We start from the raw sequence: 23,378 nt of genomic DNA on the forward strand, positions 1-23,378 counted from the left end.
AAAGGCGAGACGTGACTTCAGGCACGAAGACCACCCGCACGCGTACGACGAAGACGGTCGACGAGGCTGTGGACGGCGCCGAGGCCGCCGCCGTGGAGGCGGACGCCCCGAAGAAGGCCCCCGCACGCAAGGCCGCGACGAAGACGACCGCCGCGAAGAGTGCAGCGACGAAGAAGGCTGCACCCGCGAAGGCGCGCGCCTCCAGGGCGAAGGCCAAGGACGAGGACGACGAGCCCGAGGACGACGAAGAGGTCGACGAGGCCGAGATCGACGGCGGCGACGACAGCGACGACTCGGACGACGCCAAGAAGGACGACAAGGGCGACGACGACGAGGAGGGCGCGAAGCCCGCCTTCACCGAGCCGCTCCCCACCGGTGCGATCGTCATCTCCTCCGCGGACGACGACGAGGTGCCCGTCTACTCGACGCAGATCACCGGCGCGACGGCCGACCCCGTCAAGGACTACCTGAAGCAGATCGGCAAGGTCCCGCTCCTGAATGCGGCCGAAGAGGTCGAGCTCGCGATGCGCATCGAGGCGGGCCTGTTCGCCGAAGAGAAGCTCTCGCACATGAGCGCTGCCGAGAAGTCGGCGCAGCTGGGTCTCGACCTGCAGTGGGTCGCCCGCGACGGTCAGCGCGCGAAGAGCCACCTGCTGGGCGCCAATCTCCGTCTCGTCGTGTCCCTCGCGAAGCGCTACACGGGTCGTGGCATGCAGTTCCTGGACCTCATCCAGGAGGGCAACCTCGGTCTCATCCGCGCGGTCGAGAAGTTCGACTACACCAAGGGCTTCAAGTTCTCGACCTACGCGACGTGGTGGATCCGCCAGGCGATCACCCGCGCCATGGCCGACCAGGCGCGCACGATCCGCATCCCGGTCCACATGGTCGAGGTCATCAACAAGCTCGCCCGTGTGCAGCGTCAGATGCTGCAGGACCTCGGTCGCGAACCCACGCCCGAAGAGCTCAGCCGCGAGCTGGACATGACCCCCGAGAAGGTCATCGAGGTCCAGAAGTACGGTCGCGAGCCCATCTCGCTGCACACCCCGCTCGGCGAGGACGGCGACAGCGAGTTCGGTGACCTCATCGAGGACACCGAGGCTGTGGTCCCCGCGGACGCGGTGGGCTTCACGATGCTGCAGCGGCAGCTCGAGTCGCTGCTCGACTCGCTCTCGGAGCGTGAAGCCGGCGTCATCCGCATGCGGTTCGGCCTCGGCGATGGCCAGCCGAAGACCCTCGACCAGATCGGCGACACGTTCGGGGTCACCCGCGAGCGCATCCGTCAGATCGAGTCGAAGACGATGGCGAAGCTTCGCCACCCGTCGCGGTCGCAGTCGCTGCGGGACTATCTCGAATGAGCGGCGTCGCGAACGAGGGCAAGGACCTCACCCGCGCGATCGACGGCACGACCTACGCCCGGATCCCGATCCGGACGCACGTCGTCATGCCCGGCGAGGACATCGAGGCGATCGTCACGCAGTACGCGGCATCCGAGCTCGAGCCGGGTGACCTGCTGTTCGTGACCGAGAAGATCGTTGCGATCACGCAGGGCCGCTCCTACCTCGTCGAAGAGATCCAGCCGCGCCCGCTCGCCCGCTTCCTCTCCCGCTACGTGGTGAAGACGAAGTACGGCATCGGTCTCGGCATGCCAGAGACGATGGAGATGGCGCTCCGCGAATGCGGCACGCCCCGCATCGTCTTCGCCGCCGGCGTCGCCGCGATCACGAAGCTGTTCGGTCGCCGCGGCGATTTCTACCGGATCGCGGGCGACAAGGCGCGTTCGATCGACGGCCCCACGCCGCACACGATCCCGCCGTACAACAAGGCCGTCGTGCTCGGCCCGAAGGACCCCGCAGGCGTCGCAGCGCGGCTGAAGGCGCGCCTGGGCGGCGCCAATGAGGTCGCCGTCGTCGACATCAACGACATCGGCGGCAATATCCTGGGGTCCACACTCGACCGCGCGGGGGAGCAGCGCCTCGTGCGCATCCTCTCCGACAACCCGCTCGGCCAGGGACACCAGTCCACGCCGCTCGGCATCATCCGGCCGTCGAAGGCCTGATCATGGGCGCCGTGCACCGCCTCTACCGGCGCGTCCGCTTCTTCGTGCGGCGCATCGTGAACTTCGACGCCGACCGGGTACTGCAGTTCGCACGCCAGTCGGCGCGGCTCTCGTCCGCACCGCTCTGGTGGGTCGTCATCGACATGATCTGGTGCTCGGTGCGGTACGAGACCACCTTCGAGAACTATTCGGAGTGGGACTTCCGCATCCTCAAGGGTCGTGAGCGCAAGACGTACATGACCGACCCGAAGTCGTTCCACCTGTCGCGACGCCTGAACGACAACGCGCAGCGCGCGATCTTCGACGACAAGCTCGAGTTCGCGACGCGCTTCGGTGCGGAACTCGGTCGCGAATGGATCGACCTGCGCCAGACGGATGCCGCGGCGTTCGCGGATTTCGTCGCGCGGCACCCGCGGATCATCGCCAAGAACCCCGGCGGTGTCGGCGGCAACGGCATCTCGCTGCGGGACACCGCGGAGATCACCGACGCGGCCGCCGTCCGCGAGGAGCTGCTCGCCGCGGGCCAGGCGCTCGTCGAGGAAGTGCTGGTCCAGCACGAGGACATGGCCTCGCTCTACCCGCAGAGCGTCAACTCGCTGCGCATGGTGTCGTACCTCGACCCTGACGGTGAGGTGCACGTCCTGGCGGCGGTCCTCAAGATCGGCAACGGCGGCGTGATCGACAACTTCAGCAACGGCGGCATGTACACGATGCTCGGCGAAGACGGCCGCGCGCTCCATGCCGCCAGCGACGAGGAGGGGCGCCCGTTCGCGGTGCACCCGGTCACCGGTGTGACGATCGCCGGGTTCCAGGTGCCGCTGTACGAAGAGGTGCTCGCGCTCGTGGATCGCCTCGCCCGCCGCGTGCCGGCCTTCCCGTACATCGGGTGGGACGTGGCGATCACGCCGACCGGTCCCGTCGTCATCGAGGGCAACCACAACTCGGGCGTCTTCCAGTCGAAGCCGTCCGTCTCCGGCATCCGCCGCGGCTTGCTGCCGCGGTACCGTGCCGCCATGCGGTTCTGACCGCACCCGTTTCGGAGGAACCGCCATGCGCCGCATCCGCGTCCGACTGCTGTACCTGATCCGCCGTGCCCGGAAGCTCCGGCCCGGCAACCTCGTCGAGTTCGCCCGCACGGTGCAGCAGGTCTCGAAGGCACCGGTGCCGGTCATCATCGCCGACATGCTGTGGTGCTCAGTCCGGTACGACATGGCGTTCCGCGATTACGCGGTGTGGGACATCCGGCTGCTGAACGGTCGCGAGCGCGCGACGTGGATGACGCACCCGAAGTCGTTCCGCATCACGCGGATGTACAACACGCCCGAGGGGCGGTCCAAGCTCGAGGACAAGCGCCGATTCGCGCGCGAGTACGCCGACCTGCTCGGGCGGGAGACCGTCGACCTGCGCGACATCGATGACGCCGCGCTGTCGGCGTTCCTCGGTCGCCACGCGAAGGTGCTCGCGAAGCCGAATGAGGGGCACGGCGGTGGCGGGATCGACCTGCACGAGGTGACGCCGGACACGGATGCCGCCGCGTTCCGCGCCGAGCTCGCCGCGAAGGGACAGACCGTTCTGGACGAGTTCATCGTGCAGCACCCCGAGATGTCGACGCTGTACGCCGACGCGGTCAACACGGTCCGCATCATCACCTTCCTCGACACCACGACCGACCGCGTGCACCTGCTCGCCGCGGTCCTCCGCATCGGCAACGGCGACGTCATCGACAACTTCGCCTCGGGTGGCATGTTCACGATGCTCGACGACGAGGGCGTCGCGATGTACCCCGGCGTCGACAAGCAGAGCAACGTCTACCGGGAACACCCCGCGACCGGCACGCCGATCGTCGGGTTCCAGGTGCCGATGTACGACCGGGTGCTCGACCTCGCGGCATCCCTCGCCCGGCGAACTCCGGAAGCGCCCTACGTCGGCTGGGACATCGCGCTCACGCCGAACGGTCCGGTCGTCATCGAGGGCAACCACAACTCCAGCGTGTTCCAGCCGAAGCCGTCGGCGTCCGGTGTCCGCACCGGTCTCTTGCCCGTCTACCAGGCGGCCGTGGGGTTCTGAACCCGGCGCACGTACGAAGGGCCCCACCGATCGGTGGGGCCCTTCGTCATCTCCCGTGTGGGAGGAGCGTTCAGGGAGCCTCGCTCAAGCGAGCGGTCTCGTCGTGCCAGCTGGTCGCGACGGAGCGCAGCTTCTCCTCGTACTTGCGACCGTGGTGGGCGCAGAACAGCAGCTCGCTGCCGTTCACCTCCGCCGCGATGTAGGCCTGCGCTCCACAGGAGTCGCAACGGTCCATCGCGGTCAGGCGGTATTCGAGGACGGCTCCGGGCTCGGTGGCGGTTGAAGTGCTCATGTCAGGTGCCTCCTCAGTGGTTCGGGTGCGGAACGTTCATCACATACAACCACGGTGCTGTTGCAGGTATGCCGCGATTCGATGACATTTCGCTGTGCGCGTATGGTCCTGTGTGACCTGCCGGTATCAGTGCCGTGACCGCGCGTGTGTCGAGCCGCCGGCGTCGGCACCCGCGGATACGCTTGAGGATTGTGACCGCCGAGTATTCCGCCCACCACCTCCAGGTGCTCGAAGGGCTCGAAGCCGTCCGCAAGCGCCCGGGCATGTACATCGGGTCGACCGACTCGCGCGGCCTCATGCACTGCCTCTGGGAGATCATCGACAATTCGGTCGACGAGGCACTCGGCGGCTACGGCTCGCGCATCGACATCGTGCTCCACGCCGACGGCAGCGTCGAGGTGCGCGACAAGGCGCGCGGCATCCCGGTCGATGTCGAACCGCGCACCGGGCTCACGGGTGTCGAGGTCGTCTTCACGAAGCTCCACGCCGGCGGCAAGTTCGGCGGTGGGTCCTACGCCGCGTCCGGCGGCCTCCACGGCGTCGGCGCCTCGGTCGTGAACGCCCTTTCCGAGCGGCTCGACGTCGAGGTCGACCGTGCCGGCAAGACCTACGCGATGTCGTTCCACCGCGGTGAGCCGGGCACGTTCGCAGGCGACGCGCCGAGCTCCGCCTTCAGCCCTTACGAGCGGTCCAGCGAGCTCCGCGTCGTCGGGAAGGCCGCGAAGGGGGTCACCGGCACCCGCATCCGTTACTGGGCCGACCGGCAGATCTTCACGAAGGATGCCGCGTTCGACCTGTCAGAGCTCGAGCAGCGCGCCCGCCAGACGGCGTTCCTCGTCCCAGGTCTCGAGATCGTCATCCTCGACCAGCGCGGCGAGGAGCCGATCGAGACCAGCTACCGGTTCGACGGCGGCATCTCGGAGTTCGCCGACTTCCTCGCACCCGACGCGCCGATCACCGACACCTGGCGCCTCGAGGGCGTCGGAAACTTCACCGAGACGGTGCCCGTGCTGCAGCCGAGCGGCGCGATGGTGCCGACGGAGGTGCAGCGCGAGTGCCACGTCGACATCGCGTTGCGGTGGGGGACCGGTTACGAGACCGTCGGCCGCTCGTTCGTAAACATCATCGCGACGCCCAAGGGTGGCACGCACCAGCAGGGCTTCGAGCAGGGACTCATGAAGGTCGTCCGCGGCCAGATCGAGGCGAACGCCCGCAAGCTCAAGGTCGGCGCCAGCGAGAAGATCGAGAAGGACGACATCCTCGCGGGGCTCTCCGTCGTGCTGACCGTGCGCCTGCCCGAACCCCAATTCGAGGGACAGACGAAGGAAATCCTCGGCACGCCCGCGGTCCGCAACATCGTGGCATCCGTCGTGAACAAGGAGCTCGGCGCGAAGTTCTCGTCGACCAAGCGCGACGACAAGGCGCAGACAGCGCTCTTGCTCGAGAAGGTCGTCTCGGAAATGAAGGCGCGCATCTCGGCGCGCACCCACAAGGAGACGCAGCGTCGCAAGAACGCCCTCGAATCGTCGTCGTTGCCGGCGAAGCTCGCGGACTGCCGCACGAACGACGTCGGCGAGTCGGAACTCTTCATCGTCGAGGGCGACTCGGCGCTCGGTACCGCGAAGCTCGCCCGCAACAGCGAGTATCAGGCGCTGCTGCCGATCCGCGGCAAGATCCTGAACGTGCAGAAGGCGTCGATCAGCGACATGCTGTCGAACGCGGAGTGCGCCGCGATCATCCAGGTGATCGGTGCAGGCTCGGGCCGCTCATTCGACCTCGAGGCAGCGCGCTACGGCAAGGTGATCCTGATGAGCGACGCCGACGTCGACGGCGCGCACATCCGCACGCTGCTGCTGACACTCTTCTTCCGCTACATGCGCCCACTCGTCGAAGCGGGCCGTGTCTATGCCGCCGTCCCGCCGCTGCACCGTGTCATCGTCGTGAACCCCGGGTCGAAGCCCAACGAGACGATCTACACCTACAGCGAGAAGGAACTGCATTCGCTCCTCGCGAAGCTCACGAAGTCCGGCCGTCGGTGGCAGGAGCCGATCCAGCGGTACAAGGGCCTCGGCGAGATGGATGCCGATCAGTTGGCCGACACCACGATGGCCCGCGATGGTCGTTTGCTCCGGCGTGTACGCATGCAGGACGCCGAGTCGGCGGCATCCGTCTTCGAACTCCTCATGGGCAGCGAAGTGGCGCCGCGACGCGACTTCATCGTGTCGTCGGCCGATCGCCTCGACCGCGAGGCGATCGACGCCTGAGCGCCGCTAGCCTGAGGTCGTGAGCACCCACCGCGTCCCGGCCCCGGTCTTCGCCGACGGCGAGAAGCCGAAGGGGCCGGCATCGTACTTCGCGAGCATCGAGAAGACGTACGGCCAGCCGATCCAGCATTGGCTCGACATTGCGGCCGGCGCGCTCGACACCCGCGCACACATGGAGGCCGTTTCGCTCCTCAAAGATGAGCACGGCCTCGGCCACGGGCACGCGAACGCGGTCGTCGCCTACGTGAAGGCGAAGCTCGCAGGCTGACTCAGCGGACGACGGTGCCGATCGCGCCGATGACGGCGTCGAGTGTCTGCCCCGATGCATCCCGCTTCGCACCCGGCTCCGGAAGCTGACGCACCGCACCGTCCGAGCCGACCGCGCGAGGGTCTTCGCCGACCCACGCCAGGGTCAGCGTGTCCTCGCCGCGGAGGAAGCGCTGCGCACGGACGCCGCCGGTCGCGCGGCCCTTCGCCGGGAACTCCGCGAAGGCCGAGACCTTGCCGGAGCCGGCGTCGGTGCCCGCGAGCGCCGACGTCGATCCGGCGATGGTCGCGACGACGGTCTCATCACCTGCCGTGACGGCCGTGAAGGCGATGACCCGTGCGTCGTCGGAGAGTCGGATGCCGGCCATGCCGCCGGCCGCGCGACCCTGGGGACGCACGGCCGCGGCGTCGAACCGGAGCAGTTGCGCGTCGCTCGCGACGAAGACGAGCTCCGTGCCGTCGGCGGCGGGCGCCGCGCCGACGACCGTGTCGCCGGGCTTGAGCGAGATGACCTCGACATCGTGCTTGCCGGCGGGCAACTCGCTTGCTGCGACGCGCTTCACGACGCCCTGTGCGGTACCCAGCGCGATCGGTGCCGGCTCGTCGAGCCTGACCACGGCGACGACGTGTTCGCCGCCCGAGAGCCCGAGGTACTGGTCGGCCTTCGTGCCGGCACCGAGCTGCACGGAGTTGGCGGGCACGGACGGCAGATCCACGGGGGAGAAGCGCACCAGGCGACCGGCGCTGGTCACGGCGCCGAGGTCGCCGCGGGTGGTCGCGTCGACGGCCGAACGGATCGCGTCGTGCTTCGACCGGCGCGCGGGCGTGACGATGCCCCCGCCGGGCGCATCGGCGACGAGCTCGGCACGGATCATCCGGCCGGTCGCCGAGAGGAACACGCGGCACGGGGCGTCGGCGATCTGGAGGTCGGCCGGCGCCGCGGCGCGCCCACGCGGGGCGACGGGGCCGCCGTTCGTCAGGAGCGTGCGCCGCGGGGTGCCGTAGGCGTCGGCCGCGGCATCCAATTCCACCGCCACCTGACGGCGGAGAAGCGCATCGCTGCCGAGCAACTCTTCGAGCGCCGCGATGTCTGCCTTGAGCGTGTCGCGCTCGGTCTCGAGTTCGACGCGGGAGAACTTGGTGAGGCGGCGCAGACGAAGCTCGAGGATGTACTCCGCCTGCAGCTGCGACAGGTCAAACACGTCCATGAGGCGCGTGCGGGCCATCTCGCTGTCGTCCGACGTGCGGATGACCTGGATGACCTCGTCGATGTCGAGGATCGCGATGAGGAGACCCTCGACGAGGTGCAGGCGCTCCTGCTTGCGTGCGAGGCGGAACCGGCTGCGACGGGTGATGACCTGGATGCGGTGGTCGAGGTAGACCCGCAGCATCTCCTTGAGCCCGAGCGTCTGCGGCTGACCGCCGACGAGCGCGACGTTGTTGATGCCGAACGAGTCCTCGAGGGGCGTGAGTCGGAAGAGCTGCTCGAGGACGGCGTTCGGGTCGAAGCCGGTCTTGATGCCGATGACGAGGCGCAGGCCGTGGTTGCGGTCGGTGAGGTCGGTGATGTCGGAGATGCCGGTCAGCTTCTTCGCGGTGACGGCGTCGCGGATCTTCTCCATGACCCGCTCGGGGCCGACCATGTAGGGGAGCTCGGTGATGACGATGCCGGTGCGGCGCGGACCGAGCGACTCGATCGACGACTTCGCGCGGGTGCGGAACGTGCCGCGACCCGACTGGTACGCCTCTTTGATGCCGTCGAGACCGACGATCACGCCGCCACCGGGAAGGTCGGGACCGGGGACGAACTCCATGAGCTCGTCGAGCGTGGCTTCGGGGTGCTCGAGCAGGTGGATCGCGGCCGAGACGACCTCGATGAGGTTGTGCGGCGCCATGTTGGTCGCCATACCGACCGCGATGCCGGTCGTGCCGTTGACGAGCAGGTTCGGGAACGCCGCCGAAAGCACTTCGGGCTGCTGGAACTGCCCGTCGTAGTTGGGGATGAAGTCGACGACGTCTTCATCGAGGTGCTCGGTGAGCGCGAGCGCGGACGGAGCGAGCCGGGCCTCGGTGTATCGGGCGGCGGCGGGCCCGTCGTCGAGCGAGCCGAAGTTGCCGTGTCCATCGACCAGCGGCACCCGCAGCGCGAAATCTTGCGCGAGCCGCACGAGCGCGTCGTAGATGGCGGAGTCGCCATGCGGGTGGAGCTTTCCCATCACCTCGCCGACGACGCGGGCGCTCTTCACATGACCGCGGTCGGGGCGGAGTCCCATCTCGGCCATCTGGAAGAGGATGCGTCGCTGGACGGGCTTCAGTCCGTCGCGGGCGTCGGGCAGTGCGCGCGAGTAGATGACGGAATAGGCGTACTCGAGGAACGACCCCTGCATCTCGTCGGCGAGGTCGACATCCTCGATGCGCTCGACGGCGGGTGCTGACGGGGGAGTGCTGCGAGCTGCCATGTCCTCGATCGTTCTCGGGCCTCGCTCAGCCCTTGATCGTGCGAGGTCGAGGGCGGTCGGATGCCGGTGCGGGTGGGGCCGTCGCGCCGTATGGGAGACTTGCCCGGATGTCCCACAGCCTACCCGCGGACCCGCCCGGAGCCCGGAGCCTCACCGGTGTCGTGCCGCATGTGATCGCGGCGCTCGAAGGTGGGGACAGCTGGTTCGCGCCGGCTCGTTCCGGCGTCGTCCTCCTCGTCGACGGACTCGGTCGGGGCAATCTGACGGCTCGCGCCGGGCATGCCCGGTTCCTCACCCAGCGGATGACGAAGAAGGATGCCGCCCGCACGGTGTTCCCTTCGACGACGGCGGCCGGGTTGGGGAGCCTCCTCACCGGCACTGCGCCCGGCGCGCACGGGCTCGTCGGCTATCGCGCTCGCGTGCCGGGGACGGACAAGGCGCCGAACCAGCTCCGCGGGTACGAGACGGACGGGCTTGATCCGCTCACCTGGCAGCTGCAGCAGCCGATCCTCGACCGCGAAGCGCAGCATGGGCGACCGGTGTTCGTCGTCACGAAGGCGATGTATCGGGACACCGGGTTCACCCGTGCCCTCATGCGCGGCGCGCAGTTCGTCGCGGCGTCGACGATCGCCGAGCGTGTCGAGGTCGCCGCGGATCTCGCGCTGCGGCATCCCGGCGCTCTCGTCTATGCGTATGTGCCGGAGCTCGACGGTCTCGGGCACGCGAAGGGTTGGGAGAGCGACGAATGGTCGGCGGGGCTCGAGATCGTGGATGCCGCGGCCCGGGCGCTCGACGATGCGCTCGGCGGAGCGGCTGGTGCGGTGCTCACCGCGGACCACGGGATGGTCGACGTGCCGCGCCATCGTCAGATGCTGTTGTCCGACAGTGACCCGCTCCTCGACGGCGTCCGGCTCATCGGGGGCGAGCCCCGGATGCTCCACCTGTACTCCGAGGACGGCGAGGCTGTCTCACTGCTTGCGCGCTGGCGCGATGCCGAGGCGCAGCGGTCGTGGGTGCTCAGCCGGAGCGAAGCGATCGAGGCCGGGCTCTTCGGCGCGGCCGTCGACGCTGGGGTCGTCCCGCGTATCGGTGACGTGCTCGTCGCGGCGCGCTCGGCGGTCGCGTACTACGACGATCGGGAACTCGACAAGAAGCCGCAGAAGATGGTCGGCCAGCATGGATCGCTCACTGAGCAAGAGCGCATCGTGCCGCTCGTGCGGCTCGGCGCGTTCGCTCCGGAACGCTGACGCCCCCGGAGCGATGACACGGGTCAGCCGTCTTCGGTGCGAGCGCCGAAGACGATCTCGTCCCACGACGGCATCGAGGTGCGACCCTTGCGACGCGTCTGCTCGGTGGGAGCATCCGCGTCGTCGGTGACGTCCTCGACAGCGGCATCCGCTTCGTCATAGCCGGGTTCGAGCGCATCGAACAGCGCGACCGGCGAGGACGCGCGCTCGGGTGCCGTCGATTCGCTCGGCATCGGCTCGCGCTGACCGCGACGACGGCGCAACGCTTCGAGCAGGTCGGCCGTCTCGGCGGAGGTCACAGGCGCATCGGGCGCGCGCTTGATCGCGGCCTGTTGCACGGCGGGCGACGAGGAGGGGCGCGCTTCGGGGGTGTCGTCGACGTCGACCTCCACGACGCCGCGAGGACCGAACGCAGCACTGTCGAAGCGGGTGGCGTCCTTGAGTGGCGAGGAGTCGAGCGCGCGCAGACGCGGGATGAGCCCTTCGGGCAGTGATCCCTGTCGCGAGAGCTGGACCGCGTCGGAGTTCTGCGGCGACAGACTCGATCGGCGCGGGTCAAAGCTCCATCGCGCATCGTGGTCGACCTCGTTCGCAGTGAACTCGAGCTTGACGACCCAGCCGGACTGGTCGCGCCAGCTCGTCCAGCGTTCACCGGTGGCATTCGCCTCGGTGAGCTTGGCCCGCACCGCGTTACCGAACGTCGGCTGCGCGCCGGGGTCGAGTTCGCCGCCGATGAGGACGGTCACCGCGAGCGCCTGGCCGACGATGTGCTCACGTTCCGCCAGCACCGGACCTTCGAAGCGCTGCACGTCTTCCAGGCGGACGCCGAGGAGTTCGGCGACTTCTTCGGCAGACATGCCCGATCGGATGTGCGCTTGGATGTCCCGAGGGCTGGGGCGGACGGCCCGCGGCTCGGTCTCGCGCTGCAGTCGGCGCAACTGCGCGCGCAGCGATTCGTCGACCGCGAGCGAGAAGCGGTCGCCCGCGTCGGTGGCGAGCATCAGTCGGCCGTCTTCGGTGCCGATGACTTTCAGCTGTTCCATGCGAACACCCTTTCTCCTAGGTCGCGGCGATTCAGCGTGGGCCGTTTCGACCTGCGCTGACATGGTCGCACGCACCCTCGACGGCGCACGGGAATATCGCGGGCGTGCCGCAAGTTTGCGGTGGCGTGCCTTCGAATGACGGCGCTGCGGAACCGTCCATTTGCGAATCCCACGTGGGTGATGCAAACTATGGCCGCCCGATCGGGTGCCGGACGCCGACGACGGTTCCCACAACACCACAGCAACACCCCGAAAGTTGAGACATCCTCGCATGGCAACGGATTACGACGCCCCCCGGAAGACCGAAGACGACAGTGAGTCGATCGAGGCCCTCAAGGAGCGCGTTCCGGACAAGCTGTCCGGGTCGACGGGCGACGAGGACTCCGACAACCCGGCCGGCTTCGAGCTCCCCGGCGCAGACCTCTCCGACGTCGATCTCGACGTCGTCGTCCTCCCGGCTCAAGAAGACGAGTTCACCTGCATCGAGTGCTTCCTGGTGAAGCACCGTACCCAGATCGACCACCAGACCTCGGTCGGTGCGATCTGCACCGAGTGCGCCTGAGCGACACGCTCGGTTCTGACGTCAACGACCCCGCTGCGCGCGGGTGATGATCGCCGCCACCCGTTCCGGGGTGCGTGACGAGAACACCCATCGCGTCGTGGGGTCGTTCTCGTCCTTCACGGCGATACGCACGACGCCGTCGATGCCACCGCGGAGCAGGTGCCAGTCATCGCGGCCGAGGTCGCGTCCACGGGCCGCGCGAGCTTCCTCTCCGGTGAGCGATTCAGGCTCGCCGAGCACGGCCAGGGGGATGCGGGCGCGGCCGACCCGCAGCTCGTCGCCGCTGATCGACACGACCGGTGCGCTCCCGATGAGGGCGACGACGATCGCGACGCCGACGGCGAGTCCGATCGCGAGCGCGAGCGTCTGATCCACCGGGACGAACACGATGGCTGCCATCGGGGCGCACACCGCCGCGCTGACGAGCAACCAGAGCGATGGACTCAGCCGTTCGCGATAGGCGTTGGCGGACGTGGCGTGTTCGACGTTGTGCATTAGCCTCGGGGGGTGACGGAATCCGTTGACGTTCCCATTATCTCGACTGCGGTCCCGGTCTACGCCCATCCGGGCGATGCCGGCGCCGACCTGGTGGCCTCGGAGGCCGCGCATCTCGCACCCGGACAGCGTGCACTCATCGGCACCGGCGTCCGCATCGCGCTGCCCGACGGGTACGTCGCCTTCGTCGTCCCCCGGAGCGGCCTCGCCGCCAAGCACGGCATCACCGTTGTGAACTCCCCGGGCACCGTGGACGCCGGTTACCGCGGCGAGATCAAGGTGACGCTGTTGAACACGGATGCCACGGAATCGTTCGACGTGGCGCCCGGCGACCGCATCGCGCAGCTGATCGTGATGCCCGTCCCGCGCGCGAACTTCATCCCGGTCGAGACCCTCCCCGACAGTGTGCGTGGCGAGGGTGGCTTCGGATCGACCGGCTACACGACAGGACTCACCGCATGACCGACGAGATCGCCCTCAAGTCCGCGCCGTCCGATCGAGCCGAGAACGGCCCGTTCGACGAGACCGAGGCCAACCCGGTCCGCCCCTACATCGACCTCGGCGGAGTGAAGATCCTCCCGCGCGAGGGACTCAACCTTCGCCTCGAGGTCGAGGAGCAGACCAAGCGCATCGTCGCCATCGGCCTCGACTACGCCGGTTCGACCTTGCAGGTGCAGCCGTTCGCCGCGCCGCGGTCCTCGGGGCTCTGGGAGGAGACGCGCGAACAGATCCGTTCGCAGATCCGTGAACAGGGTGGCCGCGTGGAAGAGCGTGAGGGTCCGCTCGGCCCCGAACTGCTCGCCGAGGTGCCGGTCGTCGGCGCGGAAGGCGCCGCAGGCAAGCGGCTCGCGCGCTTCGTCGGCGTCGACGGCCCCCGCTGGTTCCTCCGCGGCGTCGTCGGTGGCGCGGCTGCCGGCGACCCGGCCGCCGCGGCACAGATCGAGGACCTGTTCCGCTCGATCGTCGTCGTCCGTGGCGGGACCCCGATGCCCCCGCGCGACCTCATCCCGCTGAAGATGCCCGCGACCCCCGGCGCATGAGCGAGTCGCAGCGCCCGGACGACGCTCGCCCGGGACTCGAGCCGCCGTCGCCGTCCGCGTCCGAACTCGTCGGGCAGGCACTGGGCCAAGCCGCGCGACGCGCCGGGCTCGATCCCGCGGATGAGGCGACGACCGGTCGTGTGGTCTGGCGGGCGATGGGTGGCTGGCGCGGTGTCGTCGAGTCGGTCCTCCCAGGCCTCGCCTTCGTCCTGCTCTACACGCTGACGGGACAAGACCTCGTCATCTCGCTCGCCGGATCGGTCGGCCTCGCCGTGGTGTTCACCGCTGTCCGACTCATCCAGCGTTCGCCCGCGAGTGCTGCGTTCGGTGGGCTGATCGCGGCCGGTGTGGCCGCCGCCCTCGCGCTCTTCACGGGGCGAGGCGAGGACAATTTCGTCCCCGGCCTCATCACCAATGCCGTCTACGGCACGGCGTTCCTCGTCTCGGCCGTGATCGGCTGGTCGCTGATCGGCCTCGCCGTCGGGTTCCTCATGAACGAGGGTGTCGCGTGGCGCCGGGATCAGCGCAAGCGACGCGTGTTCTTCTGGCTCGCGATCGCGTGGGCCGCGCTCTTCTTCGCTCGGCTTGCGGTACAGCTGCCGCTCTACCTGGCGGGCGAGGTCGCGCTTCTCGGCACCCTCAAACTCATCATGGGGTTGCCGCTGTTCGCGCCGCTCGTCGCGGTCACATGGCTCGCCGTGCGTGCGGTGTATCCGCGTCGCGACGCGTGATAGATTTATCTCGACATCAAGATAGTTTTCCGCACCTCGCAGGTTAGGACGGCCTCACTAGCCGCCGACGGCGAGCGCGGGGAAGATGGGGGAGTGTGGGCCATGTCGCCCGCGCCCGCCGATGAAGGAGAGCACACGTGTCCACTGTTGACAGCTTCGGTGCCAAGAGCACACTGACCGTCGGCGACACCGACTACGAGATCTTCCGCGTCGACACCGTCCCCGGCTACGAGAAGCTCCCGTTCAGCCTCAAGGTGCTGCTCGAGAACCTCCTGCGTACCGAGGACGGCGCGAACGTCACCAAGGAGCAGATCCAGGCGCTCGGCGACTGGGACCCGGCGGCCGAGCCGAACACCGAGATCCAGTTCTCGCCGGCACGCGTGGTCATGCAGGACTTCACGGGTGTGCCCTGCATCGTCGACCTCGCCACGATGCGCGAGGCCGTGACCGCGCTCGGCGGCGACCCCAGCAAGATCAACCCGCTCTCGCCCGCTGAGATGGTCATCGACCACTCGGTGATCGCCGACCTGTTCGGCTCCGACAACGCACTCGAGCGCAACGTCGAGATCGAGTACGAGCGCAACGGCGAGCGGTACCAGTTCCTCCGCTGGGGTCAGACGGCGTTCGACGACTTCAAGGTCGTCCCCCCGGGCACCGGCATCGTCCACCAGGTCAACATCGAGCACCTTGCAAAGGTCATCTACGACCGCTCCGTCGACGGCGTGCTCCGTGCGTACCCCGACACCTGCGTCGGCACTGACTCGCACACCACGATGGTCAACGGCCTCGGCGTGCTCGGCTGGGGCGTCGGCGGTATCGAAGCCGAGGCCGCGATGCTCGGCCAGCCCGTCTCGATGCTCATCCCGCGCGTCGTCGGCTTCAAGCTGACCGGCGAGATCCCGTCGGGTGTCACCGCGACCGACGTCGTCCTCACGATCACCGACATGCTCCGCAAGCACGGCGTGGTCGGCAAGTTCGTCGAGTTCTACGGCGAAGGTGTCGCTCAGGTGCCGCTCGCGAACCGCGCGACCATCGGCAACATGAGCCCCGAGTTCGGCTCGACCGCCGCGATGTTCCCGATCGACGATGTCACGCTCGACTACCTGCGCCTCACGGGCCGCGACGAGCAGACCGTCGCCCTCGTCGAGGTGTACGCCAAGGAGCAGAAGCTCTGGCACGACCCGGCCCGCCACCTCGAGTTCAGCGAGTTCATGGAGCTCGACCTCTCGACGGTCGTCCCCTCGATCGCCGGCCCGAAGCGTCCGCAGGACCGCATCCTCCTCTCCGAGGCGAAGAGCCAGTTCGGCAAGGACATCCTGAACTACGCGGATGCCGCCGAAGAGGACTCCGTCGAGCTCGAAGGCACCTTCCCCGCGTCCGACCCCGGCACCGCGCCCGGTGTCGAGCACGAGCACGTCGCCGTCGGCGGCGTTTCGCACCAGCACGAGCACGTGCCGTCGCTCATCTCGAGCGGGGCGCGCCACGCGGCATCCAAGCCGGTGAAGGTCACGACCCCCGACGGTCAGAGCTACCTGCTCGACAACGGTGCGGTCACGCTCGCAGCCATCACGTCGTGCACCAACACGTCGAACCCGTCGGTCATGATCGCGGCGGGCCTGCTCGCCAAGAAGGCCGTCGACAAGGGTCTCAAGCGCAAGCCGTGGGTCAAGACGACGCTCGGCCCCGGCTCGAAGGTCGTCACCGACTACTACGAGAAGTCCGGTCTCGACAAAGCGCTTGAGGGCCTCGACTTCTACACGGTCGGCTACGGCTGCACCATCTGCATCGGCAACTCGGGTCCGCTCATCGAAGAGGTGTCGGCGGCGATCAACGAGAACGACCTCGCCGTCACAGCCGTCCTCTCGGGCAACCGCAACTTCGAGGGCCGCATCAGCCCCGACGTGAAGATGAACTACCTCGCGTCGCCGCCGCTCGTCGTCGCCTACGCCCTCGCCGGGTCGATGAACTTCGACTTCGAGACCGACGCCCTCGGCAAGGACGCGGACGGCAACGACGTGTTCCTGAAGGACATCTGGCCCTCGCCCGACGAGGTGCAGGAGGTCATCGACCACTCGATCTCCCGCGAGCAGTTCATCAAGCAGTACTCGACCGTCTTCGACGGCGACGAGCGCTGGAAGAACCTGCCCACGCCCACCGGTCCCGTCTTCGAATGGGACGAGGACTCGACGTACGTCCGCAAGGCGCCGTACTTCGACGGCATGTCGATGGACCTGACCCCGGTCTCGGACATCTCCGGTGCACGCGTCATGGCGACGCTGGGCGACTCGGTCACCACCGACCACATCAGCCCGGCCGGCAACATCAAGGCGGGCACGCCCGCCGCGCAGTACCTCACCGAGCACGGCGTCGCGCAGAAGGACTTCAACTCCTACGGCTCGCGTCGCGGCAACCACGAGGTCATGATCCGCGGCACGTTCGCCAACATCCGCCTCAAGAACGAGCTCGTGTCTGCCGTCAACGACGGCCAGATCGTCGAGGGCGGCTTCACGCGCGACTTCACGCAGGAGGGTGGCCCGCAGTCGTACATCTACGACGCGAGCCAGAACTACCAGGCGCAGGGCATCCCGCTTGTCGTCTTCGGTGGCAAGGAGTACGGCTCCGGTTCGTCGCGCGACTGGGCGGCCAAGGGCACCAGCCTGCTGGGCGTCAAGGCGGTCATCACCGAGAGCTTCGAGCGCATCCACCGCTCGAACCTCATCGGCATGGGCGTCGTCCCGCTGCAGTTCCCGACCGGTGAGAGCTGGAAGTCGCTCGGCCTCGACGGCACCGAGATCGTCTCGATCTCGGGTCTTGAGCAGCTGAACGAGGGCGTCACGCCGAAGACGGTCAAGGTCACCGCAGAGCCGAGCGAGTTCTCGGCCGAGGGCAAGCAGACGATCGAGTTTGATGCGATCGTCCGTATCGACACCCCCGGTGAGGCGGACTACTACCGCAACGGCGGCATCCTGCAGTACGTGCTGCGTTCGCTCGTCTGAACGATCGCCTGAAAGAGAGCCCCGACGCCGTCTCGCGTCGGGGCTCTCTGCGTCTGCCCGCGTAGACTCGGGTCATGAGTCTTCTCGAGCGCATCCACGGTCCGCGAGACCTTGATGGGCTCTCGCGAGATGAGCTGCGTACCCTCGCGACCGAGGTCCGCGACTTCCTCGTCGAGAACGTGGCGCGCACCGGCGGTCACCTCGGTCCCAACCTCGGCGTCGTCGAACTGACCATCGCGCTGCACCGCATCTTCGACTCGCCGAACGACCCGTTCATCTTCGACACCGGCCACCAGTCGTACGTCCACAAACTCCTCACCGGGCGGCAGGACTTCTCGGGGCTCCGCTCGCGCGGCGGCCTCGCAGGTTACCCGCAGCGCTCGGAGAGCGAGCACGACGTCGTCGAGTCCTCGCACGCGTCGAGTTCGCTGAGCTGGGCTGACGGTGTCTCCCGTGCGCTCACGCGCACCGGTCGGAAGGACCGTCACGTCGTCGCGGTCGTGGGCGACGGAGCCCTCACCGGCGGCATGACGTGGGAAGCGCTCAACAACATCACCGACGACAACGACCGAAATCTCGTCATCGTGGTGAACGACAACGGCCGCTCGTACGCGCCGACGATCGGCGGCATGGCGCGGTACCTGAACCGCGTCCGCACCGCCGACAGCTACGAGAGCCTGCGCGAGAGCTCGGCACGGTTCTTCCGGCTGCTCGGTCCCATGGGCCGGGCGGTATACCGCGGGGTCCGCGGCGGCACGCACGGGTTCCTGTCCCGGTTCACCAACAACGCGGCGCTCTACTCGAATCTCGACATCAAGTACCTCGGCCCCATCGACGGCCACGACTTCGAGGCGCTCGAAGAGACGCTGCAGCTGGCGAAGGAATACAGCGCGCCGGTCATCGTCCACGTCATCACCGAGAAGGGACGCGGGTACGAACCCGCACGCCGCGACGAGGCGGACCAGTTCCACGCCGTCGGCAAGATCGACCCTTCGACCGGCGAGCCGATCGGCACCTCGGACGCCGTCGCGTGGACGGACGTGTTCTCGTCCTCGCTCGTGGCAGCGGGCGAGCGCCGCGAGGATGTGATCGCGATGACTGCCGCGATGCTCCGTCCGACCGGTCTCCAGGAGTTCGCACAGCGGTTCCCGGACCGTGTGTACGACGTCGGCATCGCCGAGCAGCACGCCGTCGCTTCTTCGGCCGGACTCGCATACGGCGGGTTGCATCCCGTCGTCGCGATTTACGCGACGTTCATGAACCGCGCCTTCGACCAGGTGCTGATGGATGTCGCGCTGCACAAGGCCGGCGTCACGTTCGTGCTCGATCGCTCCGGCGTCACCGGGCCGGATGGGCCGAGTCACCACGGCGTGTGGGACCTGGCGATGCTCCAACTCGTGCCCGGTATCCGCATCGCGGCTCCTCGCGACGGCGAGCGACTCCGTGAGCTCTTTGACGAAGCCATCGAGGTCGATGACGCGCCGACGGTCGTCCGCTTCCCGAAGGGTGCGGTTCCGGTCACGCTCGACGCGGTCGAGCGACGCGAAGACGGCGCCGACGTGCTCTACCGCAGCGACGCCGAGGACGTGCTGATCGTCGCGATCGGCCCCATGGCGCACCTCGCGATGGACGTCGCCGAGCGCCTGCGGGCACAGGGGATCGGTGCCACGGTGGTCGATCCACGGTGGGCGGTGCCGATCCAGCCCTCCATCGTCGAACTCGCGCGGAGCCATCGCCTCGTCATCACGATCGAGGACGGCATCCGCGTCGGCGGTGTCGGAACGCGTGTGCGCCAAGTGCTCCGCGAGGCGGGGGTTTCGACCGCGGTCGACGAGCTCGGCCTGCCCGATCGCTTCATCGATCACGCGACACGGGAGCAGATCCTCGACGACGCCGGTCTGTCGCCGTCGAAGATCGCGCAGGACGTCGTGGCCCAGGTGCTCGGCACGCGCATCCCGATGGCCCGTCCCGCGACCGATACGGGCGCGATCTGGCTCGCCGACGAAGCACGGCACGGCGAGTCCTGAGCTGGGTCGCGCTGCGGCATCCGCGTGACACGATGGACGGATGAGCTCCGCGAACCTGACCCGTGATGAGACCGCTGCCCGCTCCGCCGCGGTGCGGCTGCACACCGTCGACGTGGATCTCGATCTGCGATCGGCGACGGATGCCGCGCAGTCGACGTTCGCGACGGTGAGCACGCTCCGCTTCTCGGCGACCACCGCGGAGACCTGGGTCGACTTCATCGGCGATGCCGTCGATCAGGTGAGCGTCAACGGCGTCGACGTGCCCGTCGAATGGGACGGTGCTCGTGTGCTGCTCCGAGGACCTTCTGCCGAGAACGAGGTCCGCATCACGGCGCGCGGCCGCTTCAGCGCATCGGGGGAGGGCCTGCACCGGTTCGTCGATCCCGTGGACGACGCCGTCTACCTCTACACCCAATACGAACCTGCGGACTGCCGACGCGTGTACCCGTGCTTCGAGCAGCCGGACATGAAGGCTCGATGGCGCTTCCGCGTGACCGCGCCGAGCGAGTGGGTCGTCCTGAGCAACGGGGCGGAGCTCGAGCGGGCATCGATCGACGGCGGCATGCGGGTCTCGTTCGCCGAGACCCTGCCCATCTCGAGTTACATCACGGCAGTGGCGGCCGGTCCGTACCACCGTGTCGGCGGCGAGTGGGGCGGCGTCGAGCTCGGCATCCTGTGCCGCGCATCGCTCGCCGAGCACCTCGATGCGGATGAGATCCTCGAGGTCACGCGCCGCGGGCTGTCGTACCTCACCGAGGCCTTCGGGCAGGACTATCCGTGGGGCAAGTACGATCAGATCTTCGTCCCCGAGTACAACCTCGGTGCGATGGAGAACCCCGGCCTCGTCACGTTCACCGAGGCGTACGTGTTCCGTGGCCGCGCGACGCGGGCTCAGCGCGAGGCGAGGGCGAACACGATCCTGCACGAGATGGCGCACATGTGGTTCGGTGACCTCGTCACGATGCGGTGGTGGGACGACCTGTGGCTGAAGGAGTCCTTCGCGGACTTCATGGGCTCGCACACGGCTGCCGCCGCGGCCGGATTCGATGACGCCTGGGTCACGTTCGCGAGCCGGCGGAAGGGGTGGGCGTACGCGCAGGACCAGCTGCCGACGACGCACCCGATCGTCGCCGACATCCCCGACCTCGAGGCGGCGAAGTTGAATTTCGACGGCATCACGTACGCCAAGGGCGCGTCGGTGCTGAAGCAGCTCGTCGGCTTCGTGGGCGAGGATGCCTTCTTCCGCGGCGCGCAGCGCTACTTCGCAGAGCATGCGTTCGGCAACACGACCCTCGAGGATCTGCTCGTCGCGCTCGAGCGCGCGTCGGGTCGCGACCTGCGGACCTGGAGTGCGGTCTGGCTCGAGACGACGGGGCTGCCGACCGTCTCGCTCGAGCGAGCTACGTTCACGGTGGCGCAGGACATCGTCCGGCCCCACCGACTTCGCCTCGGCGCCTATCGCTTCGATGGCGAGGTGCTCGCGCCTGCGGGCGGTACCGAGTTCGACGTTGTCGGCGCATCCACGCAGGTCGACGCATCCCAGCTCGCGGACGCCGACCTGCTCGTCCTCAACGACGACGACCGCTCGTATGTGAAGGTCCGTCTCGATCCGCGATCGGTGGATGCCGTCGACCGCGGACTCTCGACCCTCGAGGCACCACTCGTGCGCGGCGTCGTGTGGGCCTCGCTCTGGAACGCGACGCGTGATGGCGAGCTGCCTGCGAGCCGCTTCCTCTCGATCGTGGCTCGGCATGCTCCGGCGGAGACGAACGCGGCGTTGCTCGCCGACGTCGTCGCCCAGGCACTCTTCACCGTCACGCACTACGTGCCGGCTGCCGGGCGCCAGTCCGCGGCTGACGCGTGGCTCGCGGTGGCGTGGGACGCGATGACGGATGCCGCACCGGCATCCGATGCGCAGCTGATCTGGGCACGCGCGGTCGCGGCCGCCTCGGAACACAGCACGACGAAGTCCGCCGACATCGAGCGGCTCCTGACGGACGCGGCTCCCAAGGGTCTCGTGCTCGACCCCGACCTGCGCTGGTCGTTCGTCGTCGCCGGTGCTGCGACGGGCACGGCGGGCGAGGACGCGATCGCGGCGATGCTCGAGCGCGATGGGACGGCGTCGGGCCGCACAGCTGCGGTCGCTGCGCGCGCGGCTGCGCCCGATGCCGCGACCCGCGCCGAGGCATGGGTCCGCGCCTGGAACGACGAGTCGCTGTCGAACGACCATCTCGACGCCACGATCCGCGGCATCCGCTCGGCCGGACGGCGAGACCTCATCAGCGCCTTCGACGACGACTACTTCGCGCGGATCCTGCCGACGTGGCGTGGGCGGAGCATCGAGCTCGCGGCCCGCCTGGTGCGGGGACTCTTCCCGGCGACGGACAACACGACCGCGGTCGACGCGTGGCTCGAGGCGAACACCGACGCCCCTGGGGCACTGCGCCGCATCTTGCTGGAGCAGCGCGACCACCTGGCCCGCGATCTGCGGGTACGCGCCGCGCAGGATTGAGCAGAGTCACCGCGCGTCGAACTCGTCCGTGCGCTCGGTGAGTCGGATCACCGAGGCGTCCTCAGCGGCGGCATCCGGGTCGCGCTTGATGGGCACTTCGCCACGGTCCGAGCGCAACGCACGGCGAGCGGTTCGCCACCACGCGAACGGGACGGCGAGCGTGGGAGTCAATGCGAAGGGTCCGTACAGCCAGAGCCACCCGTTCGCCATGTCGATGTCCCCGGTCGCCGCGAGGAAGAGCAGCATCGTGACCACTCCGGCGACCCCGCCGAGCAGGGTGAACGCCGCAAGGTGGACGGCGATCGCGCGGGTTCGCCGCAGGGCCAGTCCGAGGGCATACGCGATCGGTGCCCAGACGAGTGTTGCCGCGAGCGATACCGGCGTTGCCCAGAGGAGTGCGATCGGGATCGCAATGAGTCCGTACATCACGGAGCACACAACGACGCTGAGCAGATACCACCCCCACGCTTCTGTTGCCCCGCGGCGGAACTCCGCTCCCGTGAACGCCATCGGTTCCGCAGCGGTGCGAGGCGAGACCGACACGGCGCCGACGCTCACGCCTGTACCTCGTCGACGAGGTCGAGCAGCTGCCGGACCGGACCACGCACACCGGGAAGACCGACGACCGGGAGGACCCGGCCCAGGAGCGTGAGACCTGCGCCGAGGAGCAGGCGCGTTCGCCGCTGCTCCGGCGACGAGTCGTATACCCAGAAGAGCGCGAGCAGCAGGTGCCCGAGCACGAAGACGCGGGGGAGCTTCTCGGCGATGTCGGCGGGGAGCCGGTGGTCCGCTCCGGTGACCGCGGCACGGAACACCGACTCGGTGATGCGAAGCGCATCGGCAGAGTCGGTCGACAGGGGGTTGATCGGCGAGCGCGGTGACATCGCGGCGGAGAGGAACTCCGGCGCATGCGGATGGTACGGCTCGATCTCGTCGAGCCCCGTCTCGTAGGCGATCCGGAGCCGGTCGATCAGGCCGGTCGTGCTGCCCGACAGTTCGGCGGCGCGTGCCGCGTGCGCGTCCTGGACGTCGAGGTAGAGCTCTTGGACGAGATCGTTCTTCGAGGCGAAGTGGTAGTTCGTCGTGCCCACCGAGACGCCCGCCTCCGCGGCGATGTGGCGGATCGTCGTCGCGTCGTATCCGCGTTCACGGAACGAGCGCAGCGCGATGTCGCGGAGCAGCCGCCGTGTCCGGTCGCTCTTGGTCTCGGTCGAGCCGGTCGAAAGCTCAGAACTGAACATGTTCAGAAACTACGCCCGAGCCAGGTCAGCTGTCAACGCGAAGCGGCCCCGAGCCGAAGCCCGGGGCCGCTGTCGTGCG

General features: G+C 68.5%; 20 protein-coding genes. 14 read left to right on the plus strand and 6 right to left on the minus strand.

From position 1 onward, the window contains the following. Positions 1–11 precede the first annotated feature (11 nt). The 4 genes from QNI14_RS13245 to QNI14_RS13260 are packed head-to-tail and all read left to right on the plus strand — an operon-like array spanning position 12 to position 4,123. Positions 12–1,355: an RNA polymerase sigma factor gene (locus QNI14_RS13245; RefSeq protein ID WP_430539284.1), complete on the plus strand. Its 1,344-nt coding sequence runs from the start codon at positions 12–14 to the stop codon at positions 1,353–1,355. Continuing rightward, positions 1,352–2,056, plus strand: coding sequence for a coenzyme F420-0:L-glutamate ligase (locus tag QNI14_RS13250; protein WP_283717090.1), 705 nt, complete (start codon positions 1,352–1,354; stop codon positions 2,054–2,056). Before QNI14_RS13245 ends, QNI14_RS13250 begins: the two co-directional genes overlap by 4 nt. 2 nt (positions 2,057–2,058) lie before the next feature. Further along, positions 2,059–3,081, plus strand: coding sequence for a sugar-transfer associated ATP-grasp domain-containing protein (locus tag QNI14_RS13255; protein ID WP_283717091.1), 1,023 nt, complete (start codon positions 2,059–2,061; stop codon positions 3,079–3,081). Between the two features lie 25 nt (positions 3,082–3,106). Beyond that, positions 3,107–4,123 (plus strand): sugar-transfer associated ATP-grasp domain-containing protein, encoded by a 1,017-nt coding sequence (locus tag QNI14_RS13260; RefSeq protein WP_283717092.1) that lies wholly within the window; start codon positions 3,107–3,109, stop codon positions 4,121–4,123. A 70-nt stretch (positions 4,124–4,193) separates the two neighbouring features. Here QNI14_RS13260 and QNI14_RS13265 read toward each other — a convergent pair whose 3' ends face one another. Next, positions 4,194–4,415 (minus strand): DUF7455 domain-containing protein, encoded by a 222-nt coding sequence (locus QNI14_RS13265; RefSeq protein WP_184217789.1) that lies wholly within the window; start codon positions 4,413–4,415, stop codon positions 4,194–4,196. A 191-nt stretch (positions 4,416–4,606) separates the two neighbouring features. On the opposite strand from QNI14_RS13265, the gene QNI14_RS13270 reads away from it, so the two are divergent. Both QNI14_RS13270 and QNI14_RS13275 read left to right on the plus strand, forming a co-directional pair. Beyond that, positions 4,607–6,679 carry a DNA gyrase/topoisomerase IV subunit B gene (locus QNI14_RS13270; RefSeq protein WP_283717093.1) on the plus strand — a complete coding sequence of 691 codons (2,073 nt, stop codon included), beginning with the start codon at positions 4,607–4,609 and terminating at the stop codon, positions 6,677–6,679. A 19-nt stretch (positions 6,680–6,698) separates the two neighbouring features. Beyond that, positions 6,699–6,947 (plus strand): DUF4287 domain-containing protein, encoded by a 249-nt coding sequence (locus QNI14_RS13275; protein WP_283717094.1) that lies wholly within the window; start codon positions 6,699–6,701, stop codon positions 6,945–6,947. A 1-nt stretch (position 6,948) separates the two neighbouring features. Here the strand turns inward: QNI14_RS13275 and QNI14_RS13280 are convergent, their stop codons facing one another. Continuing rightward, entirely contained in the window at positions 6,949–9,405 is a 2,457-nt protein-coding gene (locus tag QNI14_RS13280) for a DNA gyrase/topoisomerase IV subunit A (RefSeq protein WP_283717095.1), read from the minus strand. Between the two features lie 107 nt (positions 9,406–9,512). Between QNI14_RS13280 and QNI14_RS13285 the strand changes: the two genes are divergently transcribed. Then, entirely contained in the window at positions 9,513–10,652 is a 1,140-nt protein-coding gene (locus tag QNI14_RS13285) for an alkaline phosphatase family protein (protein ID WP_283717096.1), read from the plus strand. Positions 10,653–10,675: 23 nt separating this feature from the next. On the opposite strand, the gene sepH is transcribed toward QNI14_RS13285, so the two are convergent. Beyond that, positions 10,676–11,695, minus strand: a complete 1,020-nt coding sequence (gene sepH, locus QNI14_RS13290; protein WP_283717097.1) for a septation protein SepH — start codon at positions 11,693–11,695, stop codon at positions 10,676–10,678. A gap of 271 nt (positions 11,696–11,966) precedes the next feature. Between sepH and QNI14_RS13295 the strand changes: the two genes are divergently transcribed. Beyond that, positions 11,967–12,257: a DUF4193 domain-containing protein gene (locus QNI14_RS13295; protein ID WP_283717098.1), complete on the plus strand. Its 291-nt coding sequence runs from the start codon at positions 11,967–11,969 to the stop codon at positions 12,255–12,257. 21 nt (positions 12,258–12,278) lie between these two features. Here the strand turns inward: QNI14_RS13295 and QNI14_RS13300 are convergent, their stop codons facing one another. Continuing rightward, the gene (locus QNI14_RS13300; protein ID WP_283717099.1) at positions 12,279–12,752 is read right to left on the minus strand and encodes a DUF3093 domain-containing protein; all 474 of its coding nucleotides are present in this window, start codon (positions 12,750–12,752) and stop codon (positions 12,279–12,281) included. A 12-nt stretch (positions 12,753–12,764) separates the two neighbouring features. Here QNI14_RS13300 and dut point away from each other — a divergent pair, with 12 nt between their 5' ends. The 6 genes from dut (at position 12,765) to pepN (ending at position 22,058) form a co-directional block, all read left to right on the plus strand. Continuing rightward, the gene (gene dut / locus QNI14_RS13305) at positions 12,765–13,214 is read left to right on the plus strand and encodes a dUTP diphosphatase (RefSeq protein ID WP_283717100.1); all 450 of its coding nucleotides are present in this window, start codon (positions 12,765–12,767) and stop codon (positions 13,212–13,214) included. Then, positions 13,211–13,792 (plus strand): DUF3710 domain-containing protein, encoded by a 582-nt coding sequence (locus QNI14_RS13310; protein WP_283717101.1) that lies wholly within the window; start codon positions 13,211–13,213, stop codon positions 13,790–13,792. The genes dut and QNI14_RS13310 overlap by 4 nt, the downstream gene beginning before the upstream one ends. Then, positions 13,789–14,523: a DUF3159 domain-containing protein gene (locus QNI14_RS13315; RefSeq protein WP_283717102.1), complete on the plus strand. Its 735-nt coding sequence runs from the start codon at positions 13,789–13,791 to the stop codon at positions 14,521–14,523. Before QNI14_RS13310 ends, QNI14_RS13315 begins: the two co-directional genes overlap by 4 nt. A gap of 137 nt (positions 14,524–14,660) precedes the next feature. After that, positions 14,661–17,519: an aconitate hydratase AcnA gene (gene acnA, locus QNI14_RS13320; RefSeq protein ID WP_283717103.1), complete on the plus strand. Its 2,859-nt coding sequence runs from the start codon at positions 14,661–14,663 to the stop codon at positions 17,517–17,519. 74 nt (positions 17,520–17,593) lie between these two features. Beyond that, positions 17,594–19,546 (plus strand): 1-deoxy-D-xylulose-5-phosphate synthase, encoded by a 1,953-nt coding sequence (dxs, locus tag QNI14_RS13325; protein WP_283717104.1) that lies wholly within the window; start codon positions 17,594–17,596, stop codon positions 19,544–19,546. A 40-nt stretch (positions 19,547–19,586) separates the two neighbouring features. Then, the gene (pepN, locus tag QNI14_RS13330) at positions 19,587–22,058 is read left to right on the plus strand and encodes an aminopeptidase N (protein WP_283717105.1); all 2,472 of its coding nucleotides are present in this window, start codon (positions 19,587–19,589) and stop codon (positions 22,056–22,058) included. A gap of 6 nt (positions 22,059–22,064) precedes the next feature. Here pepN and QNI14_RS13335 read toward each other — a convergent pair whose 3' ends face one another. Continuing rightward, positions 22,065–22,616 (minus strand): hypothetical protein, encoded by a 552-nt coding sequence (locus tag QNI14_RS13335; protein WP_283717106.1) that lies wholly within the window; start codon positions 22,614–22,616, stop codon positions 22,065–22,067. Further along, positions 22,613–23,299 (minus strand): TetR/AcrR family transcriptional regulator, encoded by a 687-nt coding sequence (locus tag QNI14_RS13340; protein WP_283717107.1) that lies wholly within the window; start codon positions 23,297–23,299, stop codon positions 22,613–22,615. Before QNI14_RS13340 ends, QNI14_RS13335 begins: the two co-directional genes overlap by 4 nt. Between the last annotated feature and the right edge of the window lie 79 nt (positions 23,300–23,378).

This window comes from Microbacterium dauci (assembly GCF_030065535.1).
GTDB lineage: Bacteria > Actinomycetota > Actinomycetes > Actinomycetales > Microbacteriaceae > Microbacterium > Microbacterium dauci.